This is a genomic window from Arthrobacter sp. JDC6 (genome assembly GCF_056484025.1).
Genome location: NZ_CM151278.1, coordinates 3,127,780 through 3,150,654, shown reverse-complemented (window position 1 = coordinate 3,150,654; position 22,875 = coordinate 3,127,780). Strand labels below are relative to the sequence as shown.

Here is a 22,875-nt window from a genome sequence, read left to right as displayed (position 1 = left end):
TACGAGAAGGACCGCAGCCCCGCTCGAGCGGGATCCCTACCGGAAGTGTTCAGAAGGCGCGCCCTGGCACACGTCCGGTTCGAGTCCTTCGTGGAGGAGCGCATCGCCGAACGGAGCAATGCGTCGGGAGGTGTCTAAGCGACGGCGAAGGACTCGGGGCGGACGAACCCTGCCACGGTAAGGCAATCAGGTGACCTTGAGGAACTTGGCCACAGCCTCGTGGCCCTCTACCTTCAGCTCCCAGTCGGGGCGCTTGAAGGTCTCCGGGGTGACGCGGATGTGCTGGAGTGTTTCGATTTTGGGGCCCCAGGCTTTGCGGGTGGTGCCGTTGAGTTCGTAGCCGAGGGAGCGGGACACGCCAAGGGAGGCGCTGTTCCAGATGGCTGCCTCGGATTCGGCGACTTCTGCCCCCAGCCAGTCAAAGGCCCAAAGGACGACGGCGGCACGCATCTCCTTGCCCAGGCCGCGGCCTTGAACGGACTGCTTGAGCCAGGATCCGGTGGTGACTGTCCTGAGGGCCGCGAAGTCCTTGGCTCCAACGTCCTGGCAGCCGGCGAACTGGCCTTCGTGCCAGATGCCGAGGAGCAGCGTCCAGCTTTCGGGCGTGCATTCGGCCCGGCAGCGCCAGTACCAGCGGGCCATGTCGGGGCCCAGCTCCTCGTCGGGCAGCTCGGTCCAGGGAGTGCTGAAGGGGTTCCTGCCGGCGTCATGGATTCCGCCCCGGGCCGCCGCCACGGCCGCGGGGATGTCCTGGTCGGTGATGGGGCGCAGCTCCAGCCGCGGCGTGGACAGCGTGAGGTCGAACAGCGGCCAGATGGAGCCCAGGGTAGTCATCCGCGAAGCCTAGCCGATCGGTGGCATGCGGGGTTGTCATGCCTTGGCGGCGATGTCCCAGCTGATGTGCCGGCGGACGTCGGTGAGATTCATGGACTGTGCCAGGAAGAGGTCATCGAGCATGTACTCATCCACGGCGAGGATCCGGATCCAGTGGCCATACTCCCCGGTTTCCTGCTCCAGTGACTGGCTGGATACGCAGACGCCGGTACCCATGTCCACCCGCAGGAGCGAACTTCCGGGAAGGCAGAGGGGGGCGGCAGGATCGCCCGGGCGGTAGGCGGCGCTGGGGGCCACCACCGCCTCCAAAACCGGCCGGCCTTCGTGCTCGGCGAAGCGGGTGTCCCGGATGTCCAGGGCGTTGCTGCCCGGGAACTCGATGGGCACGGGGGCGTTCCCGGCCAATTCCACGGGGTCCAGGGCGGCTGAAAAGCGTCCATTTCCGAACCCGGGCTCGCCGTAGGCGGCTTCCGGCCGGCGGCGGACCAGTCCGGCGTCGTCGTACACGGGTGTGACCAGGTGCGGAGGGAGCAGCCAGGACTTACGGGTGGCGCTGACGTAGATGCCGTCGCGGGAGTCATTGATGCCTGTGGTGCTGTGAAGGACCAGGCCCTCAGGGCTTTCAAGGCGGAGCGCCCCCGGCCGGCGGAGCCACGCACGGACGAAGGGTGCACCGGGCGTGGGAGCTGACGCAAAGGCCTGGTCCCAGTACTCAAAACGCAGCGCCTGCCACTTCCAGGGGGAAGACCGGCAAAGGTTCCGGAACATCGCGGCCAGATCCGCGGGGACGGAAGGAGGGCCCGGAACCGCCCGGCGCCGGGAGTCCCAGGTCGACATATCCACATTTTACGCGGGGGTGCTACGGGCGGAATGGTGGATCCAGTAGCATCCGAGGGGTGATCGGACGACTCGGCGAACTCTGGCAGCACACCCCGCTGGCCTTCTGGCTGGTACTGGCGGCCTGCCTTTACTTTGCGGTGATGGCGGTCCGGCTCACCATTATCGACGTCCGGCACCACCTCCTGCCCAACAGGATCGTCTTCCCGTCCTATGCGGTGGCCGGTGCGCTCCTCCTGGCGGCGGCCGCGGTTGCCTGGGCCGGTCCCGTGCCGACTGCAGGGAACACCGGCGGGATCCTGGCCATCCCTGCCCTCCGCGTTGTGGCCGGCGCCGCGATCCTGTGGCTGTTCTATTTTGTCCTCCGGTTCATCTATCCGCCGGGGATGGGGTTTGGCGACGTCAAGCTGGCGGGAGTGCTGGGAATGTACCTTGGCTACCTCAGCTGGGGCCATCTGTTCGCGGGCACGTTCCTGGCGTTCCTGCTGGGCGGGTTGTGGTCACTGGCCCTGCTGGCGGCCCGGCGGGGCACCCTGAAGTCCGCCATCCCGTTCGGCCCGTTCATGCTCGCCGGCGCCGCCGCCGCGATGCTGCTGCCCGCGTGAGCTGCCTGCGATGTTGCCCGGGCTGTTCGATAGGCTGGCGGTATGCCTGCACCTGAATACGTCCTGAAGCTGCGCGAGAAGATCGGCAACGACCCCATCTGGGTCCCCGGGGTGCGGGGTGTCGTGGTGGATGATGCGGGCCGTATCCTGCTGGCCCAGCGGGCAGACAACGGGCAGTGGGCGCTGGTGAGCGGCATGCTGGACCCGGGGGAGCAGCCTGCACGGGGGCTCATCCGGGAGATCTTCGAGGAAACAGCTGTGGTGGCCGAAGCGGAACGTGTGGTGTCCGTGGGCGCGGTGGGGCCGGTTACCTATCCCAACGGTGACATCTGCGAGTTCCTGGACGTGGTGTTCCTGTGCCGTTACGTCTCCGGCGAAGCCAAGGTCAATGACGACGAATCCCTGGCTGTTGGCTGGTTCAGCATGGACGACCTTCCCGAACTCATGCCCGGCCACCTCACCAGCATCCGCCAGGCACTGGCGCCCTCCGGAGCCGTCCACTTCGAGCCCTGAAAAACCGGGTATCCGACGGCGGTCAGCGGCCCGGCGAAACCAGCTCGCCGTCGTCGTCCTTCACGTGGTCCCCGCGCCCACCTGCGTCATAATCAGTGTCCCGTCCAGTGTCCGCCTTAGTGCCGGCGGCGCCTGCGGGAGCTCCGGCGAGGCCGGCGGCGAGCCGCTCGGCTTCTTCGCCGCCCACTGCCTCGCCGCGGGCCACCATTCCGGCCGTGTCCGAGAGCGGAATTTGCTTCAGCGTGAGGGCCAGGAGCAGTGCCGCGGCGATGAACGGGAGCAGGTACCAGAACACCGGTGCCAGCGAGTCGGCGTAGGCATTTACGATAGCGTCACGCAGCTGCTCCGGGAGCTGGTTCAGTGCCTGCGGGTCCAAGGTCCGGGTGGACTGCCCGGCCTGCTCAGCTGAAGCACCTGCCCCCGTGAAAGCGTTGGTCAAGGCCTCCGAAAGGCGGGTGGTGAAGATCGAGCCGAACACCGCCACGCCCATGGCTGCGCCCACCTCGCGGAAGTAGTTGTTGGTGCTGGTGGCGGTGCCGATCTGGTCGGCCGGAACGGAGTTCTGGACCACCAGGACCACCACCTGCATGATCAGGCCGAGGCCGGCCCCGAACAGGAACAGCTGGACGCAGATCACCCAGATGGGGGTGCTGGCGGCAAGCGTGGTCATCCACAGCATGGCGGCCATGGTGAGCACGGCACCGAGGATGGGGAACATCCTGTACTTTCCGGTCCTGGAGATCCGGATACCGGAGTAGATGGACGTGCCCATCAGGCCTGCCATCATCGGCAGCATCAGCAAACCGGATTCGGCTGCCGACGTGCCGGACGACATCTGCAGGAAGGTGGGGACGAACGCGATGGCGGAGAACATGCCCAGGCCAAGGGTGAAGCCAATGGCCGTGGCATTGATGAAGATCCGGTTCCGGAACAGGCTCAGCGGAATGATGGGGTCCTCAGCCCGCCGCTCCACCATCACGAAAGCGGCGGCGGAAACCAGCAGGCCGGCACCAAAGGCCCAGGTGAGGGGTGAATCCCAGCCCTCGTCCTTCTTGCCGCCAAAGTCGGTGAAGAAGATCAGGCAGGTGGTGGCCGCGGACAGCAGCACAACGCCCAGCACGTCAATCCGCTTTTCTGCCTTCTTGTTGGGAAGGGTCAGGGCGAACCAGGCAATGGCGAAGGCCGCAAGGCCCACCGGGATGTTGATATAGAAGGCCCATTCCCAGGTGAGGTGGTCCACGAAGAAGCCGCCCAGCAGCGGTCCGGCTACGGCGGAGAGCCCGAAGATGGCGCCGAGCGGGCCCATGTATTTGCCGCGCTCCTTGGCGGGAACGATGTCGGCGATGATCGCCTGGGACAGGATCATGAGGCCGCCGCCGCCCAGGCCCTGGATGGCGCGGAAGATGACGAAGCCCCAGAAGTCGGTGGCCAGAGCGCATCCAACAGATGCCAGGGTGAAGAGCGCGATGGCCACCAGGAAGAGGTTGCGCCGGCCCAGGATGTCGCCGAACTTGCCGTAGATGGGCATCACGATGGTGGTGGCCAGCAGGTAGGCGGTGGTGATCCACGCCTGGTGCTCCACGCCGCCCAGCTTGCCCACGATGGTGGGCATGGCGGTGGAAACGATGGTCTGGTCCAGGCTGGAGAGGAGCATGCCCGCGATCAGTGCGGAGAAGATAATCCAGATGCGTTTTTGCGTCAGCAGCAGGGGTCCTGCCGGTGCCTTGGTGGTGGCGGTGCTCATGGTTGTCCTTTTGCGGCAGTGTCCGGGATATCGAAGGGTTGGGAAAACAGGACGCTGGCTGCGGAGATGTTCTCCAGCAGCAGGTCCGGGTAACTGCGGGTGTTGCCGTCGGAGAAGTAGGCCATGCTGCTCTTGCGGGCGATGGTACTGAGCAGCACTACGGCCATCTGCACCACGGGGTGGTCGGGGGCCACTCCTTCGCGGCGGGCCACGTCCCTGGCGAACTGGGCTTCGCGCTGCTCCGTGACGCCAATGATGCGGAGGATGAGCTGGGGCTCCTTGTGGACGACGCCAATCAGCTGCCGGGTTTCCTCTTCGGAGGCTGACATGCCCTCGGCCAGGCGGAGCGAGAGCCGGATGAGGTCGCGAAAGAGTGTGGGGGAGATTTCGCCGGCGGGAGAGTCTGCTCCGCCGGCAACGAACTCGTCGATTGCTTCGGCCGGGATGTCGTCTTCGGCGTGCCCGATGATGGCGTCTTCCTTTGTGGGGAAGTAGTTGAAGAAGGTGCGGCGCGATATTCCGGCGGCGTCGCATACTTCCTCCACGGTGTAGCCGTTGAGGCCCCGCTCGGCGGTCATGGCGCGGGCGGTTGACGTGATGGCGCTGCGGGTGGCTGCGCGCTTCCGCTCCCTGAGGCCCGTCTCCGAACTTGCACTCAAACTCATGGAGTAAAGTTTTGCACTATTCAGTTATTCGTGCAACTTATGAAAGAGGCCTTAAAAGCAGTACGACGACGGCCGGCACCTTTCGCAGGAAAGGTACCGGCCGTCGTCGTACTTTTGGGCGGTGGTTCGTCAGGCCTTGTGGGCGGGGGACGTCATGGTGGTGACGTCCAGTGCCTTCTCGAGGTCGGCCTCGGAAACCTTGCCGTCGCCGTCGCCGACGAAGCCGAGCTTCTCGGTGGCCTGGCGGATGGTCAGGCCCTCCTTGACGGCGGTCTTGGCGATCTTGGCGGCGTTCTCGTACCCGATGTACTTGTTCAGCGGGGTGACGATGGACGGGGAGGCCTCGGCCAGGAAGCGGGCGCGCTCCACATTGGCCGTGATGCCGTCGATCATCTTGTCGGCCATGACCCGGCTGGTGTTGGCCAGCAGGCGGATGGACTCCAGCAGGTTCGCGGCCATGACCGGGATGCCCACGTTGAGCTCGAAGGCGCCGTTGGTGCCGGACCAGGCGATGGCGGTGTCGTTGCCGATGACCTGGGCAGCGACCATGATGGACGCTTCGCAGATGACCGGGTTGACCTTGCCGGGCATGATGGACGAGCCCGGCTGGAGGTCGGGGATGGCAATTTCGCCAAGGCCGGTGTTGGGGCCGGAACCCATCCAGCGGAGATCGTTGTTGATCTTCATGAACGAGATGGCGATGTTGCGCAGCTGGCTGGACGCCTCGATCAGGCCGTCGCGGTTGGCCTGCGCCTCAAAGTGGTCGCGGGCTTCGGTCAGCGGCAGGCCGGTGTCCGTTGCCAGCAGCTCGATGACGCGCTCAGGGAAACCGGCAGGGGTGTTGATGCCGGTGCCCACGGCGGTCCCGCCCAGCGGAACCTCGGCAACACGGGGGAGCGAAGCGTTGATGCGCTCGATGCCGTAGCGGACCTGCGCGGCGTAGCCGCCGAACTCCTGGCCCAGGGTCACCGGGGTGGCGTCCATGAGGTGGGTGCGGCCGGACTTGACGACGTCCTTGAACTCAACAGCCTTGCGCTCCAGCGACTCGGCAAGGTAGCCCAGGGCGGGAATGAGGTCGTTGATCAGGGCCGAGGTGGCAGCTACGTGGACCGAGGTGGGGAACACGTCGTTTGAGGACTGCGAGGCGTTGACGTGGTCGTTCGGGTGGACCACCTTGTCGCTGCCGGCGGCCTTCAGGGCGCGGGTAGCCAGTTCGGCCAGTACCTCGTTGGTGTTCATGTTCGAGGAGGTGCCGGAGCCGGTCTGGAAAACGTCGATGGGGAAGTCGCCGTCGTACTTGCCGGCGGCCACCTCATCGGCAGCGTCTGCAATCGCCTTGGCCAGCTCGCCGTCGAGCACGCCCAGTTCTGCGTTGGCCTGGGCGGCAGCCTTCTTGACCCGCGCCAGCGCCTCGATGTGGGTGCGCTCAAGGGTCTTGCCGGAAATGGGGAAGTTCTCCACTGCCCGCTGCGTCTGCGCGCGGTACAGTGCGTTCACGGGGACGCGGACTTCGCCCATCGTGTCATGTTCAATGCGGAACTCTTCAGTGGAAGTCATGGGGCTAGCTTATGGCGATCCGGCGCCCCATCGAAAACCGTTAAGGGAGCTTTGCCGGCGGTCCAGTGGACCGCCGGCACGTGGGTCCTAGAGCTCGCCGATTCCGGAAACAAGGTCGGCGCGGCCCTCTGCCAACCGGTAGGAGAGCCCGATGACCGCGGTGCGGCCGCCCTCGATTGCGTCGGAAATCACACGCGAGCTGTCCGCCAGCCGCTGCGATGTCTGCTTGACGTGCTCCACCACCATGTCGTTGACCTCAGGCTGGTCATTCCGCAGGGACGTCAGGACCGAGGGTGTGATGCGCTCCACGAGGTCGCGGATGAACCCCGCAGGCATGTCGCCGGTCTCAACGGCATCCTTGGTGGCCGTCACGGCACCGCAGCTGTCGTGCCCAAGCACCACGATCAGCGGTACACCCAGCACGCCGACGCTGTACTCCAGGGAGCCCAGGACGGCGTCGTCGATCACCTGGCCGGCGGTGCGGACCACGAAAACGTCGCCGAGGCCGACGTCGAAAATGATCTCTGCGGCGAGCCGTGAATCGGAGCAGCCGAAGATCACCGCGAAGGGGTTCTGTGTCTCCACCAACGATGAGCGGTGGGAGGCATTCTGGTTCGGATGGGAGGACTGGCCTTGTACGAAACGTTCGTTGCCTTCGCGCAGGCGGCGCCAGGCCAGTGCAGGAGTCAGGTTAGTCGTCACGGCCCCACCTTACGGCGTAGGCGCACCCGACGGTGAAACTGTGACGGCGGGGCTGCCTTCAAGGGAGTTGACGACGGCGGCGGCGAGCGTTGCGAATTCGTCCAGTTGCGCGGCGCCGGAGAGGACGATGGTACTGCCCCTGTAGTTGAGCACCATCGACTTTTCACCCTTGCCGGTGTCGCGCAGTTCCCACTCCTTGCCGCCGGCGTTCCGTGAGCCGGTGACGGGGGCGTTTTTGGTCTGCTGGAGGAGCCAGGTGGGGTTGGCGCTCCTGGTCTGCACCAAACTGATGAAGGACGTCTTGGGGGTCACATAGCCAACCTCCCAGGTGGGCACGCCGCTGCCCGTGCCGGCTTCCCACCGGGCGTAGTTGGGGCGGAAGGCATTGCCGGTATCAGGGGCAATGGGTGTGAATCCCGCCACATCCGCCGCGTTGCGTGCCACCGAGGCAACATCGATGTCCGGCCGGTAGCCATCGCCCTTGGGCTGGGGATTCATGAGGACAACGGGCAGGAACGCCGCGATGCTGAGCACCAGGGCAATGATCATGCCGATCACGGAGGCGTTGGCGCGCTTGGCGGCCGCCGCCGGAATGACGGGCTTGACCGGGGTGTCCGCACTGCTGCCGGCGGGGCCGGAACGGCCCTCGGGCTGTGCCTGGCCGGAGCTGGGACTGGTGGCTTCCTGCATGTCATTCACCCCTCTATAGTCGCCCATCCCGGAGCCGGACTTCCATTCGGCCATGCCCCGGGCGCGAGGGGGGCTGCGGTGCACATTGCGCGGTTGCGTCATGGGCCGCCCTCGGCGCGGTGCCGCGACTATGATCGATAGCAGAGGAATCACCGTCCTGCTGCACCGGCGGGCGGGTTCAATGATCGCCACTCGAAGAAGAGGTTCACGTGTCACCAGCGTCCATGACCCAGAAGTACTCCACGATTTCATCGTCCCTTGCGGTGGGCCACGACGAGCCGGACCGCAACCTCGCCCTTGAGCTTGTCCGCGTCACCGAGGCCGCGGCCATTGCCGGCGGCCACTGGGTGGGTTTCGGCGACAAGAACACCGCCGACGGCGCAGCTGTCGACGCCATGCGTTCCTTCCTGCAGACCGTCCACTTCAACGGTGTTGTGGTGATCGGCGAGGGCGAAAAAGACGAAGCCCCCATGCTGTTCAACGGTGAACGCGTCGGCGACGGCACCGGCCCCGAATGCGACGTGGCCGTTGATCCCATCGACGGAACGCGGCTGACTGCACTGGGCATCAACAACGCCCTGGCCGTCCTTGCCGTTGCCGAGCGTGGCTCCATGTTCGATCCCTCTGCCGTGTTCTACATGGAAAAGCTCGTCACCGGTCCCGAGGCCGCGGACATGGTGGACCTGCGCCTGCCGGTCAAGCAGAACCTGCACCTGATCGCCAAGGCCAAGGGCGTGAAGGTTAACCAGCTCAACGTGATGATCCTTGACCGCGACCGCCACAAGCCGTTGGTGGAGGAAATCCGCGAGGCCGGTGCACGCACCAAGTTCATCATGGACGGCGACGTCGCCGGCGCCATTGCCGCGGCCCGCTCCGGCACCGGCGTGGATGCGCTGATGGGCATCGGCGGCACCCCGGAAGGCATCGTGGCCGCCTGCGCCATCAAGTCCCTGGGCGGCGTCATCCAGGGCCGGCTGTGGCCCACCAGCGACGAGGAAAAGCAGAAGGCAATCGACGCCGGCCACGACCTCGACCGCGTGCTTTCCACCAACGACCTGGTCTCCAGCGACAACTGCTACTTCGCCGCCACCGGCATTACCGACGGTGACCTTCTGAAGGGCGTCCGCTACTCCAAGGACAAGGTCCTCACCCAGTCCATCGTCATGCGGTCCAAGTCCGGCACCATCCGTTTCGTCGATGGCGAGCACCGCGCCGACAAGTGGGAAGGCTACGCCCGCAAGAGCTGATCCGCAGCCACTGCAGGATGTCAGGGCCCCGGGGCGCCGCGTGCGCACCGGGGCTTTGCCGTTAATGCCTTGGTATAGGGTTTAAGCCATGATTCCTGCTGTTGTGCCCTGTACTGACCGCGCCCTTTGGGACGAATACGTCGACCGGTTCCAGGGGCATCCGCAACAGCTGTGGGGCTGGGGCGAGACCAAGGCAACGCACGGCTGGTCCGTGGACAGGGTCCTGGTCAAGGCCGGCGAGGAAATCATTGGCTGCGCCCAGTTGCTGGTCCGCAGGCTTCCCGTCCCCTTCCGGGCGCTGGTCTACATTCCGCGCGGCCCCATGTGCTCCGTGGAGAACGCCCAGGTGGTCCTGAACCGGCTGGCCGAGCACGCTGCCCTCCGCCACCGCGGCGTGGCCCTCAGCATCGAACCCGACTGGGACCGCGACTCAGGTTTTGCCGGCGCCGTCGCGGCTGCCGGCTTCCGCGAGTCCGCCAACACCGTGCTCATCCCGCGCACGCTCATCCTGGACCTCACCCGTTCCGACGACGAACTGATGGCGGAGATGTCCAAGTCCACACGGGCGAACATCCGCAAGGCCATGCGAAGCGACGTGGAATTCCGCAAGGTCAAGAACGACTCCGAGCTGGAACAGGTGCTGGCCATTTACCACGACACTGCGGCACGGGCGGGCTTCGGGATCCACGAAGACCAGTACTACCGCGACATCTTCCGCAACCTCGGCGACGCCTCACCGATCATCGCCGCGTTCGACGGCGAGCAGATGCTTGCCTTCACGTGGTTGTCCCGCAGCGGTGCCACCGCGTTCGAGCTCTACGGCGGGGTCTCTGCCGAGGGGCAGAAGCAGCGCGTGAACTACGGCGTGAAGTGGGCGGCCCTGCAGTCCATGCGCGAGGACGGCTGCAGCCGGTACGACTTCAACGGCCTGCTCAACGACGGCATTTCCGACTTCAAGAAGCAGTTCGCCAAACACGAAAACATGCTGCTGGGCACCTGGGACAGGCCGCTGTCGCCGTTCTACCCCGCATACGCCACAGCCATGCCGCTGGCCCGCAAGGGCCTCCAGCAGGGGCGCCGGCTGGTGAAGACCGCAGCAGGCCGCGTCGTGCCCCTGGTCCGGAAGCTGCGGCCGGCCAGCTGACCGCACTATGACAAAGGGCGACGGCGGCACCCGGGTGGGTGCCGCCGTCGCCCTTTGTTGTTGCCGGCGCGGCCCTGCTAAAGACCGGTGGTCACCGCGAATGCCAGCGCCGTGCCGTCGCTGCCTGCCGCCCGGTGGACGTTGACCGGAGCTTCCGCAGCGGCGATGAATGCGCTGCCGCCGCGCGACAGCTGCAGGTCCCCCTTGGGGGAGTCGAGGTACACGTCACCTGCCACCACGATGATCACGGCCGGTCCGGCCTGGGCCAGTGGAACGGGACCGGCGTCAGGGCCCAGTTCGATGCGCTGCAGCTGGAATTCCCGGAACGGCGGGCGGAAGATGTCCTGGTCCAGCACCGTCTTTTCGGCGCCCAGCATCGGCACGGCCACGGGATGGAAGTCGATGGTGCGCAGGAGTTCGGGCACATCCACGTGCTTGGGCGTCAGGCCGCCGCGCAGGACGTTGTCCGAGGAAGCCATGACCTCCACGCCCAGCCCGTGCAGGTACGCGTGCACGTTCCCGGCAGGAAGGTAGACCGCCTGGCCCGGCTTCAGTGAGATCCTGTTCAGCAGCAGCGAAATCAGGACGCCGGGATCGCCGGGGTACTTTTCGTTGAGGCTGATGGCGGTACCCAGCTCTGCCTGGTATGGCTCAAGCGGAGCCCCGGACACCAGGGCTGCCACCACCAGGGCCGTTTCCTCTGCCACGTCCGTGCCGCCCGTGATCAGCCGTTCGAAGGCCCGGCGGAGCGCCGCACCCTCATCCGGACCATCAAGGTCGTCAAGAAGGGCCCGGAGCAGCTCCGGCGCCTGTCCGCCGCCATGGAAGGCAGCCGCAACGTGCTGCAAAATCTTCCGGGTCTCCGCAGCCGGCCGGAACCCGCACAGCGCCTCGAAAGGCGTGAGTGCCAGGATCATCTCCGGCTTGTGGTTGTCATCCCTGTAGTTCCGGTGGGCGGCATGGGGATCGATCCCGGCCTCATTTTCGCGCGCAAACCCCTCCCGCGCCTGTTCCAGGCTCGGGTGGACCTGGAGCGAGAGCGGCTGGGCTGCCGCCAGGATCTTGGCCAGGAACGGCAGCCGGGGGCCGAACGCGGAGACGGATTCCGCGCCCAGGAAATGCTCCGGGTCAGAGGAGATGAGGGCATCGAGCGGGCTCCGGGACCCGTCCTCGGGCAGGTGGGCCACCGAGGGAGAGTCAGGGTGTGCCCCGATCCACAGCTCGGCCTCCGGGCGCCCTGACTCGGGACGGCCCAGCAGCGAGGCGATGGCCGTCGTCGAACCCCAGGCGTAGTCCCGGAGGACGTTCTCAATCTCGTACAAAACCGTTCCGTTCCTTATGGGTGGGCAGATGTGTGGCCCTGATGGCTGGGCACTGGGTGTTTGACCCGATGGGGCTGAAGGTTACAGCGGGGCGCACTGTCCGTTGGTCGCCACGAGTTGGCGGATGGCCTCTTCGTCGCCCGCGAGCTTGAGCTGGGTCAGCATCTCCTCGGTGATCGGCTCCCCGTCGGGCGTCGTGGTCACGGGGGTGAAGTCCGACGGCGAGGGCTGCTGGGCGGCATTGCCCGCGGCGGGCAGACTGGCGGGGACGGCCCCGCCCGCCTGGACGTGGCCGGCGCCGGCCTGGGGAACCGTGATCCCGTCGTCGGGAATTCCGGCCGACTGGGCACCCTTGGCGGATGCTGATGCCAGCAGCTGGTCCACGCGCTCATGGATCTGGTCGAAGTCAGGGTTGGTGGAGAACGAGGGGTCGAAGTCGGGCGGTCCGATGGTGAGCCGCTTGACGTCCTTGCCCTTCGCCTTGATGGCGAGGTCCAGGAAACTGCCCAGCTGGGCGGAGGAGATGTTGGACTCCACCACCTTTGTTCCGGCCCGGGCGATGTCCTCGAACTTGGACAGCAGGGTGGCCGGATCCAGCTGCTTCAACATGGCCTGCTGTACGCACTGCTGGCGCTGGATGCGGGAATAGTCGTCCACGTACTCGCGGGAGCGCCCGTACCAGAGTGCCTGGGCGCCGTTGAGCGTCTGGTCTCCGGCGGGGATCCATCCCAGCGGCATGCCGTGGGTCTTGGTGGCCTCGTCGAAATAGCCGCTCATGGGAACCCAGCCCCCGGCTTTGATCCGGATACCCCCCATGGCGTCGATGAGCGTCGAGAAGCCCTCCATGTCAACCAAGACGTAGGCCTGGATCTGCATGCCCAGGGTGCCGGAAACGGCCTCCATGGTGGCCTGGGCGCCGGGGTCTGCCACGCCGGGGTAGAGGTCGGCGTGTTCGTTGGTGACCTCGGTATTGATGGCGTTGATCAGGCATTCGTCGCCGCAGTTGTACCCGTCAGGGTAGAGGGCGCGCATGGGGGAGCCGGCGCTGAACTGTGCATTCTGGAAATTCCGGGGGACCGAAATGATGGCGGTCTGCCCCGTCTGGGCGTCCACGCTCAGGATGGAGAGGCTGTCCGGCCGGCGTCCGGTGCGGTCGTCGCCGGCGTCGCCGCCCATCATGAGGAAGTTGTAGCGTCCGTCCACGGGCTCCATGGCCGGGCCGGAGGAAAAGATGTTGCCGATGGCGTTGCGGCCCACGTTCAGCAGGTAGGCGGCGTAGCCCAGAGAGCCGCTTCCCATCACCAGCGCGAGCACCAGGGCGATGCCGACGGCGGGACGCGCCCGCGGAGCCAGCAGGACAGGCCGGATGAGCCGGAGGGTGTTCAGGAAGAGGAAGGCCCAGCCGAGCGCCAGCGCCGCCAGCAGGACCACCAGCGCCATCGACGTGATCGGGTTGGTGAGGATATTGATGACCAGGCTCCGGTTGAGCAGCAGCATGGCCACTGTCAGTACCAGGAGCGCCCACACGCAGAGCGTTACGCGCAGGGCAGTCCGCCCCAGCTTCCGGTCCCCGGCGACGAGTTGCGCGCTGCCCGGTACCAGGAGCGTCAACAGGACCAGCACGAACGCACGCTTGGTACGGACCGCGGGGGAAGCACTGACCGGATAGCGTACCGGGTCCGTCATGGAGGCGCCGGAGCCGGTGTGGAGCACGCTGCTGCTGCTGGCCATGCCCGCCGCCCTAACGGCTGCCCCGGAGAGCGCTTGAGCCGCCGGGGAAGACTTCGCTGACTTTTTGCCGCAGGCTGGCCCCCTTGCGGGAGGCGACGGCGTTGAGGTCGGCGGCGAAATCCAGGAGGTCCGCCCGCAATGAAGAGGCAAGCTCATCTGTGCCGGAGGCCAGCATCCGTACGGCCAGGAGCCCGGCGTTCCGCGCCCCTGCGATGGATACCGTGGCAACCGGCACGCCGGCCGGCATCTGGACGATGGACAGCAGGGAGTCCATTCCGTCAAGGGTCTTCAGGGGAACGGGAACGCCGATCACGGGCAGCGGCGTGACGCTGGCGAGCATGCCCGGCAGGTGGGCGGCGCCGCCTGCGCCGGCAATGATGACCCGCAGGCCGCGTTCGTGGGCGGTCTGGCCGTACCGGATCATCTCGGTGGGCATCCGGTGGGCCGATACGACGTCCGCTTCAAAGGGGATGCCGAACTCGGCCAGGGCGTCGGCCGCAGCCTCCATGACGGGCCAGTCCGAGTCGGAGCCCATGACCAGCCCCACCAGGGGACCAGCGCCGGAACCGGCGGCTGTGGTTGCTTCGGCGCTCATGCATTCTCCTCGAATATTGCGGAAGGTTCTTCGGTGCCAACCCGTCCATCACGGATGATGCCTGCCACGGCCGTGGCCCGCCGGCGCACCGCGTCGACTTCCGCGGTTGACGATCCCAGCAGGTTGACGTGGCCGATCTTACGTCCGGGCCGCACTGATTTGCCGTAGCAGTGGATTTTGGCGGCCGGCTCGGCGGCAAGAGCCATGGGGTAGGCGGAGTACAGGTCCTGGTTGTCCCCGCCCAGGAAGTTCTTCATGACCGCGATGGGCGCCAGCGCATCGGTGGCGCCCAGGGGCAGGTTCAGGACGGCGCGAAGATGTTGTTCGAACTGGCTGGTAATTGAACCGTCCTGGGTCCAGTGGCCGGTGTTGTGCGGACGCATGGCCAGCTCGTTGATAAGGAATCCGGCGCCGCTGCCCGGTGTTTCGAAGAGTTCCACGGCAAGGACGCCGGTCACATCCAACTCGGCGGCGATGCGCAGGGCGGCGTCCTCCGCGGCGGCAGCAACCTCCAGCGGAATGTCCAGCGCGGGAGCAATCACCTCGTCGCAGACACCGTCCACCTGGATGGTGTGGACCACCGGCCAGGCCCGTGCCTCGCCGTCGGGCGTGCGTGCCACGAGGGCGGAGAGCTCGCGGGTGAACTCGACTTTCGCCTCTGCCAGCAGGGGACTCATGGCGGCAAACCAGTCCGCGGCTTCAGCGGCCTCGTCTGCTGAGCCCACGATCCGGACCCCCTTGCCGTCGTAGCCGCCCCGTGGGGTCTTCAACACGACAGGCCAACCGGTTTGGTCGCCGAAGCGGACCAGCGCGTCCACGTCCGCGACCGACGCCCAAGCCGGGTTAGGCAGTTCCAGCCGGTCGATGGCGGCACGCATGACCAGTTTGTCCTGGGCATGGACCAGGGCGTCCGGTCCGGGCTGGACGTTGACTCCGGCCTCCAGGAGGGCTCGAAGGTGGTCCGTCGGCACGTGCTCGTGGTCGAACGTCATCACGTCCAGGCCCTTGGAAAATTCCAGGAGCGTCTGCAGGTCCTTGTAATCGCCCACCGGCGTGGCCGGTACGGCCGACACTGCGGAAACGTCGTCGCCCTCGGCCAGGACGCGGAGTTCAAAGCCGAGTGCGGTAGCGGCAGGGGCCATCATTCGCGCGAGCTGGCCGCCGCCAACCACGCCTATCACTGGGAAAGTCACATCTGCCAGCCTACCGAAGAGGGGCCCGATCCCGCTTTTCCCGCCCGGCGGGGGACGCAGATTTTACGCCGCTGGGCTACCCGGTCTGCTGGCCGGCAACACATGCTCAAGGCTTTGGGGGCTAAAATGGGCATTTGGCCGTGTGGCCCACAGTTCGGACGGCCATGGAGGGTCATGTTTAGCGCACTTTCAGATCGTATCCGGGGACTCGCCTCACTCTTCTGGCGCGAGGTGGCCAAATTTGGTGCGGTGGGCGGTGTGGCGTTCGTCATCGACAACGGACTGACGTATTACCTGATGCACGGTCCCATGTCGGACAGCGAGGCGAAGGCCCGCTTTGTGGGTGCCACTGTCGCTACCGTCTTCTCATGGGTGGCGAACCGTTTCTGGACGTTCCGTCACCGCCGCCAGGCCAACATCCTCCGCGAATTTGTCATGTTCGCCATCATCAATGGCATTGGCATCGGTATCTCCACCGGATTCACGGCACTGGCCAAATACTGGATGGGCATCGACGACAAGAACCTGCTGTTCCTGGCGGGTGTGGCCGGCATCCTGGTCGCCACGGTGGTCCGCTTCTTCGCGTACCGCTTCCTGGTGTTCAACGAGGAACTGGACCAGGAGCCGGAGTTCTCCCACGACCACGAGATCATCGAAGCCCACCCGCACAGGGAGCACGCACATGCCGCTGAACGCCCGGCTCCCACCCCGGCCGACGGCGGTCCGCAGGCCTAGGCTGTGCAACCTGATTAACTGCCGTGGATCCGTTCGTCAGCGAGCAGTTTGTCGGTAAGCGCCACGTCAGGATGGGTCAGCACCACGGAGCCGCCCTGCTGCCAGGCCCCCAGCGCGTTGGCCAACGCGGATTCCAGTCCCTGGTCTGCAGCAACATGCACCCTGGCTCCTTCCGAGTGCGGCAGGGCGAAACTGCTGGTCAGTTCGCTGTGCAGGATGGTGCGCCCATCGTGCGTCCGCAGCGCGCAGGCTGAGGGATCCGGGTCGGCGTGCGGCATGAACACATCCCCGTGGGACCGCACCTCCGCGGCGTAGTCAAGGCAGCCGGCGGGAAGCTCACCGGTCCAGCGCATGGCCAGGGCGGGCAGCGCAACTGCAATAACGGCGTCGTCCTGTTCCCCGGCGCCGGCGGGATCGTCCGTGGCCAGGAAATCTGCCGGGCCGCCGTCGAGCACGGTTTCCAGTCCAAGCTGCCACCCGGCCAGGGCCCAGACCAAAGCCTTCCAATGGGCCGGCAGCGCGAGCCGCAGGCGCATGCCCGGCTCCGCATCCAGCTCGTCCTGCAACAGGTTGCTGGTCTTGGCCACCCAGTTATCCAGGACCCGTCCCGACAGTTCCACCCGTTCCGAGTCGGGCCCGTACCAGGTCAGGCGGGGTGCCGTGGAATTTCCGGAGCGAAGGGTACCCATCAGGTCTATGGCGGGGATTGTCGTCATGGCTTCATCCTGCCACCTTCCCGGGTCTCCCGGCGGTGCCCATTTCCTGGCGGCAGTTTCCCGCCGGCTCCCAGGGTGATAATAATCACACACACTGCTAAGCGTGCTTGCTATTTCGGCGGGGACCGGGTATTTCCCCGCGGATCCGGAGAATTTGCGGTCTGTTTGGCCTTTACCGGTACCCCGCGGCATCCGCCACGCCCGGGTGAATGAAAATCCCGGGCGTGGCGTGCGCAAACTTCCCAGGTTGGACTGTCTATTATCCCGGCAACGGCTTGACTCGCCCTAGTTACACACGTGTAATTAGGTAACTAAAGCAATTGCGTAAATACCGGCACACAACCGAGTGTCCACGTATCCAGGCAGTGGCTGAAACATCAGGAGGGTCGCCGTGGGGCAAGCAGAGCGTATCCAGGAAGATGCCGTCGTGGCCGGTCAGGCAACGGCAAAATACCGTGCGCGGGGGGTGCCGAGTGATTGGTATGTTGACCCCGCCGATCCTGATGCCGCAGAGCGGTACAACAGGAATTCCGGCAGCATCCTCGAGGACCAGGCCACCGCGTTCCTTGCGGCACACGAGGCCCTCCTTGACGGCGGCGCCGAGCCGGAAGACGACCTGGATCCGCCCATGGAGCTGGCAGCGCCCGGTACCGCCCAGCCGGTATGGATTGGACTTCCGCTCCAGCAGGACTTCGACGACGAGGGCGAACTTGGCTGGCAGACGGACGCATTGTGCGCGCAGACGGATCCGGAAGCGTTCTTCCCGGAAAAGGGCGGCTCCACCCGCGATGCCAAGAAGGTCTGTGGTGCCTGCAACGTCAGGTCCCAGTGCCTGGAGTATGCGCTGGCCAATGACGAACGGTTCGGCATCTGGGGAGGCCTTTCCGAGCGTGAGCGCCGGCGGCTAAGGAAGCGAGCAATCTAATTCTTCAGGATGTCCATGTCACTGCCGTTGTGGTCGCCCACAACGGCAGTGCCTATCTGCCCAGAACCCTTTCGGCCCTGGCGGCCCAAACCAGGCCCGTGGACCGCGCCATTGGCGTGGACACCGGATCCCGCGACGACTCGCACAGCCTCCTTCAGGAAGCCTTGGGGGAGGCCGCCACTGTCAGCCACCCCCGGGGCAAGGGCGGTATGGGCGCCGCCGTCTCCGCCGCGCTTGGCGCGCTGGCGCCCTTCGAGGCAACTGTCGACGGTCCGGGTACGGAGTGGGTCTGGCTGTTGCACGACGACGCCGCGCCCGCCCCTGAGGCCTTGGCTGAACTCCTGGGCGCCGTGGAGCGTGCGCCTTCAGTGACTGTTGCCGGCTGCAAACAGCTGGACTGGCATTCGCCGCGGAAGTTGATGGATGTGGGTTTGTCCACCAGCCGGTGGGCGGAGCGGCTTACCCTGATCGACGCTGACGAAATGGACCAGGGCCAGTACGACGGCCGCACTGATACCTTCGCCGTCAACTCCGCAGGCATGCTTGTCCGGCGGGACATCTGGGAACACCTGGGCGGTTTCGACCCCGCCCTGCCCGGCAGCGGCGATGACGTCGACTTCTGCTGGCGTAACCGGCTGGCAGGCCACCGCGTCGTGGTGGTCCCCGCAGCCCGTATGTTCCATGTGGCGCACCGCCCGCACGCCCTTGGAAACCCGTCCGCAGCCCGGAAAGCGCAGGTCCACCTGCGCCTGAAGCACAGCCCGCTCTGGATGGTGCCCCTCCACGGCATCGGTGCACTGCTGGGCAGCCTCTTCAAACTTGTCCTGAGCGTTGTGGTCAAGGATCCCGGCCACGGCATTTCCCAACTCCTTGCCACTTGCGCTGCCCTTGGCCGGCCCGGGGCCGTGGCGAGGGCCCGGCGGACAGCCAAACGCACCCGGCGCATCCGCCGGTCCGTGATCCGCAAGCTCCAAACGCCCCGACGCGAGGTCTGGAGCCACCGCAGGTCGTTGATGGAGGCCCTGGGATCCGACGGGTCTGGCGCAGACCACCTCGTGCAGGATCCGCTCGCGCACCAGCCCACCGGCGATGCCGCGGACGATTTCGCCGCCCTGGCCACCAGCAAACGCGGATGGGTGGGTAACGGCGCCCTGGCTGCCGTCATTATTGCGGCGGTCGCCTCGCTCCTGGCCCTGGCGGGGCTGTTCCGCGCTGGGGCCGTAACCGGGGGCGCCCTGATTCCTGTCTCCGCCCAATTGGGCGATATCTGGCACCATGCCTCGAGCTGGTGGATCAGCCTGGGGGCGGGACTCCCGGGGCACGGCGATCCCTTTGACTACGTGCTCTGGATCATCGGCGTCCTCGGCGGAGGTGACGCCAACCCCGCCATGGCGTGGCTGCTCCTGCTCGGGGCCCCGCTGTCCGGACTCACCGCGTGGTTCGCCGCGGGCGGGGTCACAGTGCGCCGCCGGCTCAGGTTCGTGGCGGCGATTTTTTGGGCTGCTGCTCCAGCACTCCAGGTGGCACTGAACCAGGGCCGCGCCGGTGCGTTGATCGCGCACATCATGCTGCCGCTGGTGGTCCTGGGCCTGCTGCGCGCTACGGGCTCGGCGGTAGGCCACGGCCGTTTCAACCCCGCGTCAGCCCTTGACGACCGGCCGGCCGAACTGCCGCCGGCCAAGGCGGGCATCAACGGGGTGCCATCATGGACGGCAGCCGCAGCTGCCGGCCTTGCGCTGGCGGTCACAACGGCGTCGGCGCCCTCTTTGCTTGTCCCTGCGGCCGCGGTCATCGTGCTCTGCGGGGTCCTGTTGGGAAGGCGCGGGCGGACAGTGTGGTGGGCGCTGTTGCCCAGTGCGGCCTTGTTTGTCCCCTTCGCGTTGTCGACGCTTGACCGGCCGAGGGCACTCCTGGCCGACCCCGGACTCCCGCTGGGATTCGACGCCGCCCCACTCTGGCAGCAGATCCTGGGCCAGCCCCTGTCATTCGACCCTGCTGGCGGCATACAGGGGCTGGCGGCCTTCACGGGCGGACCGATGCCGTGGGCCCTGCTGCTGGCACTGCTGGTCGCCGTGCCCGTGCTGGTCCTTGCCATGGTGGGTCTCCTGGGCCCGTGGGGGCGTGCCGGCACTGCCAGATGGTTCTGGGTTGCCGCGGTGATCTTCCTTGCCGGTGGATGGCTGGCCAGCCACGTTGCCACGGGCCTGAACGAGGACGTCCTAGTAACGCCCTTCACCGGGCCGGCAGTGTCTGCCGCGTCCTTTGCCCTCCTCGCGGCAGCCCTCCTCGGAGCCGAGCAGTTGCTGTCCGCTGCGGCACGGGCTTCCGGTACCGGGGCCAAGACCCGGACTGCGGCACGCGCCGGCCTGGCGCTGGGCCTGGTGGTACTGCTGGCAGGACCGCTGGCCGGAATGGCCGCCTGGTCCGCGCAAAACCTGCTGCGCCCGGCCGGAGCAACGGCCGCGCCTTCAGTGGCCACGCTGGGAGATGCCACCAGCCCAGCCCCTTCCGGGGCCGGGGGAGCCCTGGGCGCGCCGCGGCTGGTGGAAGCCACTGCCGGACGGTCCCTTCCCGCCACCGCCATTGACAGGGGGATCGGACCCGAGCAGACACGAACCCTCCTGCTCCGTACCGGCGACGACGGTACCTTCAATGCATCCCTGATGCGCGGGAGCGGCACCACCCTGGACAGCTTGTCTGCCATCGCCTCAGCACGGAACATTGTTGGCGCTCCCGGCGCGGAAGAGGTACGTGGCGACGACGACGTCACCGCTGCGCTTCGACGCGTTGCAGCCACCCTGGTTGCCGGGCAGGGCGTGGACCCGCGGACGGACCTGGAACAACTCGGTGTCGGATTCGTGGTGCTCCGCTCCGCGGACACCGCAGCCCAGCTGACCGCCAGCCGGATGGATGCAGTTCCCGGCCTCGTGGCCGTGGGACAGACCGACGTTGGCTGGCTGTGGCGCATCAGCCCGCTGAACCAGCCGGTCATCCAGGCCGCCGATGTTGCCCACCGTGTCCGCATTGTTGATCCCCGCGGCGCGGCCACGGCGCTGGTGGCATCCGGAACTGATGAGGTCGACGCTGCAGTCCCGGCAGGTGCCGAAGGCCGTTTGGTGGTGCTTGCCGAACGCGCTGATCCCGGGTGGACTGCCTGGCTCGATGGGCGGAAGCTGACCTCCACCACCTCAGGCTGGTCCCAGGCGTTTACCCTTCCGGCATCGGGAGGCCGGCTTACCGTCCGGTACGAAAACCCGTGGTCCTTCTGGACTGCCGCCGCCCAGATCACGGTGATCGGACTGACAGTCATCCTTGCCATCCCCATGCCGGCCCGACGGCCGCGGACCGGCCTCTCCCGTGACGAGGGCTCCTTGCGTAAGGAACACCAACATGCATGACCACACCCCACCGGCCACGGCGCAGTCCGATGCCGGAACGCAGCCCGCAACCAAGCAGCCGGCCGCAGGCGAAAAGCCGGCCCCGGAACGGACCGGGACCGGGACAGGCAGGAAGGCATCCGGCCGCGGCGCTACCCGGCTACCCGGCGCCAAGGGCCGCGCAGCATCCGCGGCCGGAGTGGCGGCAGGCGTCCTCATCCTTGCCGGCACCGGTGCCGTGGTGGCCGCGGGGTCATTGACGCCGCATCCGGAAACCAGCCGGACTGTGCCGGCCGCGGAAGCCGCTGTTCCCGCAGGAGCCAGCGTCGGAGTCTGCCCCGGGCCTGCGCGGCTGCTGGAAGGCACCGACGCGGGCACTGACGCCCAGTTCCGGCCCGAGTCAGCCACGGCCGCAACCAGGGTCAGCGCCGCTGTGCTTGGCACGGGCGGCGTGCTGCCGGGGAGCCGGCTGTCAGGACTGGACGGAACGGCCGCCGTCGAAATCGCCAAGGACCCCGGCGCGGCACCCACTGCCGGCACCCCCCAGGAGCTCCTTGCCGGAGTAGTTGCCGACCACGCGGTGGACCAGGTCAATGTCCTCAGTGCCAACGCCCTGGCAAACCAGAACGCATCGGCTGCGGGTGCCATGAAGTACACCGCCAGCGACGGCGACCTCCAGGGCAGTGCCGCGGCGACGTGCGCGCAACCCTCCAACGACCAGTGGCTTGCAGGTGCCGCCACCACGCTTGGCCGCACCTCCGTGCTGGCGCTGACCAACGCCTCCAGCACTCCTGCCACTGTGAGCCTGGAGCTGTTCGGGGCGGGCGGTCAGATCCAGGCTCCGGGCAGCCGCGGACTGCTGGTTGCCCCCGGCACCACGCGCAGCGTAGTCCTCGCAGGGCTGGCGCCCAACGAGTCCCAGCTCAGCGTGCATGTCCGCAGCGCCGGTGGCCCGGTTGCCGCGTCAATCCAGCAAAGTGTCCTGCGCGGCCTTACCCCGGGCGGCGTGGATTTCATTAGCCCGGGGGCTGCGCCCGCAGTCCGCCAGGTAATGACGGGGGTGGACATCCAGGATCCGGCCGGTGTCGCTGCACTGACCGGGCAGCCGGGGTACCGGGACGCGGGCCCCGCCCTGGAGCTGACCGTTCCCGGCGCTTCCGACGCCGTGGTGGAGATCAAGCTGTACGGTCGGGACGGCCAACATGCGCTTCCCTCCGGCGGTGTTATCACCGCGAAAGCCGGGTCAACCACGGAAGTATCCCTGGCCGGGGTTCCTGCCGGCCAGTACACCGTCGCGGCCTCATCCGACGTGTCCTTCGTTGCGGCAGCACGCATGGGCCGCGGCCTCCAGGCGGGGCAGCCCCTGGACGTGGCATGGGCGGCGTCCGCCGTGCGGCTCGGCAGCCAGCACGTGGTTCCCGTTCCCAAGGGAGGACTTCGCCAGCTGGTTTTCGGCGCCCTGGACGCCCGGGCCACCATCACTTACGCACCCATCACGGCTGATGGAAAGGTGCGGCCGGCGGCCACGGCGGACATTGCCGGGGGGACAACCGCCTCCATCAGCATTCCGGCACAGGCCGACGGGGCCGACGTCGTGGGCTATGTCGTGTCCGCGTCAGGCGGCGCAGCCTATGGAGCGGTGCTCGTGGGACAGGACGGCCGGAACGATGTTTCCTCCCTGGCTTTCCTGGCTGCTGCGGCCGGGCGGGAAACAGTCCCGGTCACGCTGGGCTACTAAAGGTT

At 66.9% G+C, this 22,875-nt stretch carries 20 protein-coding genes; 8 read left to right on the top strand and 12 right to left on the bottom strand.

The genetic code is table 11. The annotated features are described in order from the left end of the window. Positions 1-186 precede the first annotated feature (186 nt). Positions 187-834 (bottom strand): GNAT family N-acetyltransferase, encoded by a 648-nt coding sequence (locus tag ACV095_RS14560; RefSeq protein ID WP_478222142.1) that lies wholly within the window; start codon positions 832-834, stop codon positions 187-189. A gap of 36 nt (positions 835-870) precedes the next feature. Then, entirely contained in the window at positions 871-1,671 is an 801-nt protein-coding gene (locus ACV095_RS14555; protein WP_026265915.1) for a hypothetical protein, read from the bottom strand. Between the two features lie 59 nt (positions 1,672-1,730). On the opposite strand from ACV095_RS14555, the gene ACV095_RS14550 reads away from it, so the two are divergent. Together ACV095_RS14550 and ACV095_RS14545 are read left to right on the top strand one after the other, a co-directional pair. After that, positions 1,731-2,276: a prepilin peptidase gene (locus ACV095_RS14550; protein WP_478222141.1), complete on the top strand. Its 546-nt coding sequence runs from the start codon at positions 1,731-1,733 to the stop codon at positions 2,274-2,276. A 42-nt stretch (positions 2,277-2,318) separates the two neighbouring features. Then, positions 2,319-2,789, top strand: a complete 471-nt coding sequence (locus tag ACV095_RS14545) for an NUDIX hydrolase (protein WP_018770170.1) — start codon at positions 2,319-2,321, stop codon at positions 2,787-2,789. 22 nt (positions 2,790-2,811) lie between these two features. On the opposite strand, the gene ACV095_RS14540 is transcribed toward ACV095_RS14545, so the two are convergent. The 5 genes from ACV095_RS14540 to ACV095_RS14520 all read right to left on the bottom strand — a co-directional run bounded on the left by ACV095_RS14540 (position 2,812) and on the right by ACV095_RS14520 (position 8,174). Then, the gene (locus ACV095_RS14540) at positions 2,812-4,533 is read right to left on the bottom strand and encodes an MDR family MFS transporter (protein WP_478222140.1); all 1,722 of its coding nucleotides are present in this window, start codon (positions 4,531-4,533) and stop codon (positions 2,812-2,814) included. After that, on the bottom strand, positions 4,530-5,198 hold the full coding sequence (locus tag ACV095_RS14535; RefSeq protein WP_056393489.1) for a TetR/AcrR family transcriptional regulator: 669 nt from the start codon (positions 5,196-5,198) through the stop codon (positions 4,530-4,532). The genes ACV095_RS14540 and ACV095_RS14535 overlap by 4 nt, the downstream gene beginning before the upstream one ends. Positions 5,199-5,327: 129 nt before the next feature. Beyond that, positions 5,328-6,755 carry a class II fumarate hydratase gene (locus tag ACV095_RS14530; protein WP_018770167.1) on the bottom strand — a complete coding sequence of 476 codons (1,428 nt, stop codon included), beginning with the start codon at positions 6,753-6,755 and terminating at the stop codon, positions 5,328-5,330. 87 nt (positions 6,756-6,842) lie between these two features. Then, entirely contained in the window at positions 6,843-7,457 is a 615-nt protein-coding gene (locus ACV095_RS14525) for a carbonic anhydrase (RefSeq protein WP_018770166.1), read from the bottom strand. A gap of 9 nt (positions 7,458-7,466) precedes the next feature. Next, the gene (locus tag ACV095_RS14520) at positions 7,467-8,174 is read right to left on the bottom strand and encodes a DUF4245 domain-containing protein (RefSeq protein WP_043425094.1); all 708 of its coding nucleotides are present in this window, start codon (positions 8,172-8,174) and stop codon (positions 7,467-7,469) included. Positions 8,175-8,371: 197 nt separating this feature from the next. Here ACV095_RS14520 and glpX point away from each other — a divergent pair, with 197 nt between their 5' ends. Both glpX and ACV095_RS14510 read left to right on the top strand, forming a co-directional pair. Further along, positions 8,372-9,394 (top strand): class II fructose-bisphosphatase, encoded by a 1,023-nt coding sequence (gene glpX / locus ACV095_RS14515; protein ID WP_018770164.1) that lies wholly within the window; start codon positions 8,372-8,374, stop codon positions 9,392-9,394. A gap of 88 nt (positions 9,395-9,482) precedes the next feature. Then, on the top strand, positions 9,483-10,538 hold the full coding sequence (locus tag ACV095_RS14510) for a lipid II:glycine glycyltransferase FemX (protein WP_018770163.1): 1,056 nt from the start codon (positions 9,483-9,485) through the stop codon (positions 10,536-10,538). A gap of 77 nt (positions 10,539-10,615) precedes the next feature. On the opposite strand, the gene manA is transcribed toward ACV095_RS14510, so the two are convergent. The 4 genes from manA to ACV095_RS14490 form a co-directional block, all read right to left on the bottom strand. After that, on the bottom strand, positions 10,616-11,860 hold the full coding sequence (manA, locus tag ACV095_RS14505) for a mannose-6-phosphate isomerase, class I (RefSeq protein ID WP_268002810.1): 1,245 nt from the start codon (positions 11,858-11,860) through the stop codon (positions 10,616-10,618). An 81-nt stretch (positions 11,861-11,941) separates the two neighbouring features. Then, complete coding sequence (locus ACV095_RS14500; RefSeq protein WP_478222139.1) at positions 11,942-13,591, bottom strand: LCP family protein; 1,650 nt, start codon at positions 13,589-13,591, stop codon at positions 11,942-11,944. A 10-nt stretch (positions 13,592-13,601) separates the two neighbouring features. Further along, a complete protein-coding gene (gene purE, locus ACV095_RS14495) occupies positions 13,602-14,186 on the bottom strand; it encodes a 5-(carboxyamino)imidazole ribonucleotide mutase (protein ID WP_018770160.1) in 585 nt (194 codons plus the stop codon). Further along, entirely contained in the window at positions 14,183-15,331 is a 1,149-nt protein-coding gene (locus tag ACV095_RS14490; RefSeq protein ID WP_478223459.1) for a 5-(carboxyamino)imidazole ribonucleotide synthase, read from the bottom strand. The genes purE and ACV095_RS14490 overlap by 4 nt, the downstream gene beginning before the upstream one ends. 222 nt (positions 15,332-15,553) lie before the next feature. On the opposite strand from ACV095_RS14490, the gene ACV095_RS14485 reads away from it, so the two are divergent. Further along, the gene (locus tag ACV095_RS14485) at positions 15,554-16,114 is read left to right on the top strand and encodes a GtrA family protein (protein WP_134164543.1); all 561 of its coding nucleotides are present in this window, start codon (positions 15,554-15,556) and stop codon (positions 16,112-16,114) included. Between the two features lie 14 nt (positions 16,115-16,128). On the opposite strand, the gene ACV095_RS14480 is transcribed toward ACV095_RS14485, so the two are convergent. Next, positions 16,129-16,830 (bottom strand): TIGR03089 family protein, encoded by a 702-nt coding sequence (locus tag ACV095_RS14480; RefSeq protein WP_268002811.1) that lies wholly within the window; start codon positions 16,828-16,830, stop codon positions 16,129-16,131. Positions 16,831-17,221: 391 nt separating this feature from the next. Between ACV095_RS14480 and ACV095_RS14475 the strand changes: the two genes are divergently transcribed. Genes ACV095_RS14475 through ACV095_RS14465 form a run of 3 tightly spaced genes read left to right on the top strand, consistent with a single transcriptional unit; the run spans position 17,222 to position 22,870 of the window. Beyond that, a complete protein-coding gene (locus tag ACV095_RS14475) occupies positions 17,222-17,755 on the top strand; it encodes a WhiB family transcriptional regulator (RefSeq protein WP_018770156.1) in 534 nt (177 codons plus the stop codon). Positions 17,756-17,784: 29 nt separating this feature from the next. Then, entirely contained in the window at positions 17,785-21,153 is a 3,369-nt protein-coding gene (locus ACV095_RS14470) for a glycosyltransferase family 2 protein (protein ID WP_478222138.1), read from the top strand. Next, positions 21,146-22,870 (top strand): DUF5719 family protein, encoded by a 1,725-nt coding sequence (locus tag ACV095_RS14465; RefSeq protein ID WP_478222137.1) that lies wholly within the window; start codon positions 21,146-21,148, stop codon positions 22,868-22,870. The genes ACV095_RS14470 and ACV095_RS14465 overlap by 8 nt, the downstream gene beginning before the upstream one ends. Positions 22,871-22,875: the final 5 nt, after the last annotated feature.

Bases quoted from the DNA above. Each gene is read 5' to 3' on its own strand.
- ACV095_RS14545 (WP_018770170.1), top strand. From the start codon at position 2,319: ATGCCTGCACCTGAATACGTCCTGAAGCTGCGCGAGAAGATCGGCAAC.
- ACV095_RS14555 (WP_026265915.1), bottom strand. From the start codon at position 1,671: ATGTCGACCTGGGACTCCCGGCGCCGGGCGGTTCCGGGCCCTCCTTCC.
- ACV095_RS14490 (WP_478223459.1), bottom strand. From the start codon at position 15,331: ATGATGGCCCCTGCCGCTACCGCACTCGGCTTTGAACTCCGCGTCCTG.
- ACV095_RS14500 (WP_478222139.1), bottom strand. From the start codon at position 13,591: ATGGCCAGCAGCAGCAGCGTGCTCCACACCGGCTCCGGCGCCTCCATG.
- ACV095_RS14465 (WP_478222137.1), top strand. From the start codon at position 21,146: ATGCATGACCACACCCCACCGGCCACGGCGCAGTCCGATGCCGGAACG.
- ACV095_RS14540 (WP_478222140.1), bottom strand. From the start codon at position 4,533: ATGAGCACCGCCACCACCAAGGCACCGGCAGGACCCCTGCTGCTGACG.
- ACV095_RS14485 (WP_134164543.1), top strand. From the start codon at position 15,554: ATGTTTAGCGCACTTTCAGATCGTATCCGGGGACTCGCCTCACTCTTC.
- ACV095_RS14530 (WP_018770167.1), bottom strand. From the start codon at position 6,755: ATGACTTCCACTGAAGAGTTCCGCATTGAACATGACACGATGGGCGAA.
- ACV095_RS14560 (WP_478222142.1), bottom strand. From the start codon at position 834: ATGACTACCCTGGGCTCCATCTGGCCGCTGTTCGACCTCACGCTGTCC.
- ACV095_RS14510 (WP_018770163.1), top strand. From the start codon at position 9,483: ATGATTCCTGCTGTTGTGCCCTGTACTGACCGCGCCCTTTGGGACGAA.
- purE (WP_018770160.1), bottom strand. From the start codon at position 14,186: ATGAGCGCCGAAGCAACCACAGCCGCCGGTTCCGGCGCTGGTCCCCTG.
- ACV095_RS14480 (WP_268002811.1), bottom strand. From the start codon at position 16,830: ATGACGACAATCCCCGCCATAGACCTGATGGGTACCCTTCGCTCCGGA.
- ACV095_RS14520 (WP_043425094.1), bottom strand. From the start codon at position 8,174: ATGGGCGACTATAGAGGGGTGAATGACATGCAGGAAGCCACCAGTCCC.
- glpX (WP_018770164.1), top strand. From the start codon at position 8,372: ATGACCCAGAAGTACTCCACGATTTCATCGTCCCTTGCGGTGGGCCAC.
- ACV095_RS14535 (WP_056393489.1), bottom strand. From the start codon at position 5,198: ATGAGTTTGAGTGCAAGTTCGGAGACGGGCCTCAGGGAGCGGAAGCGC.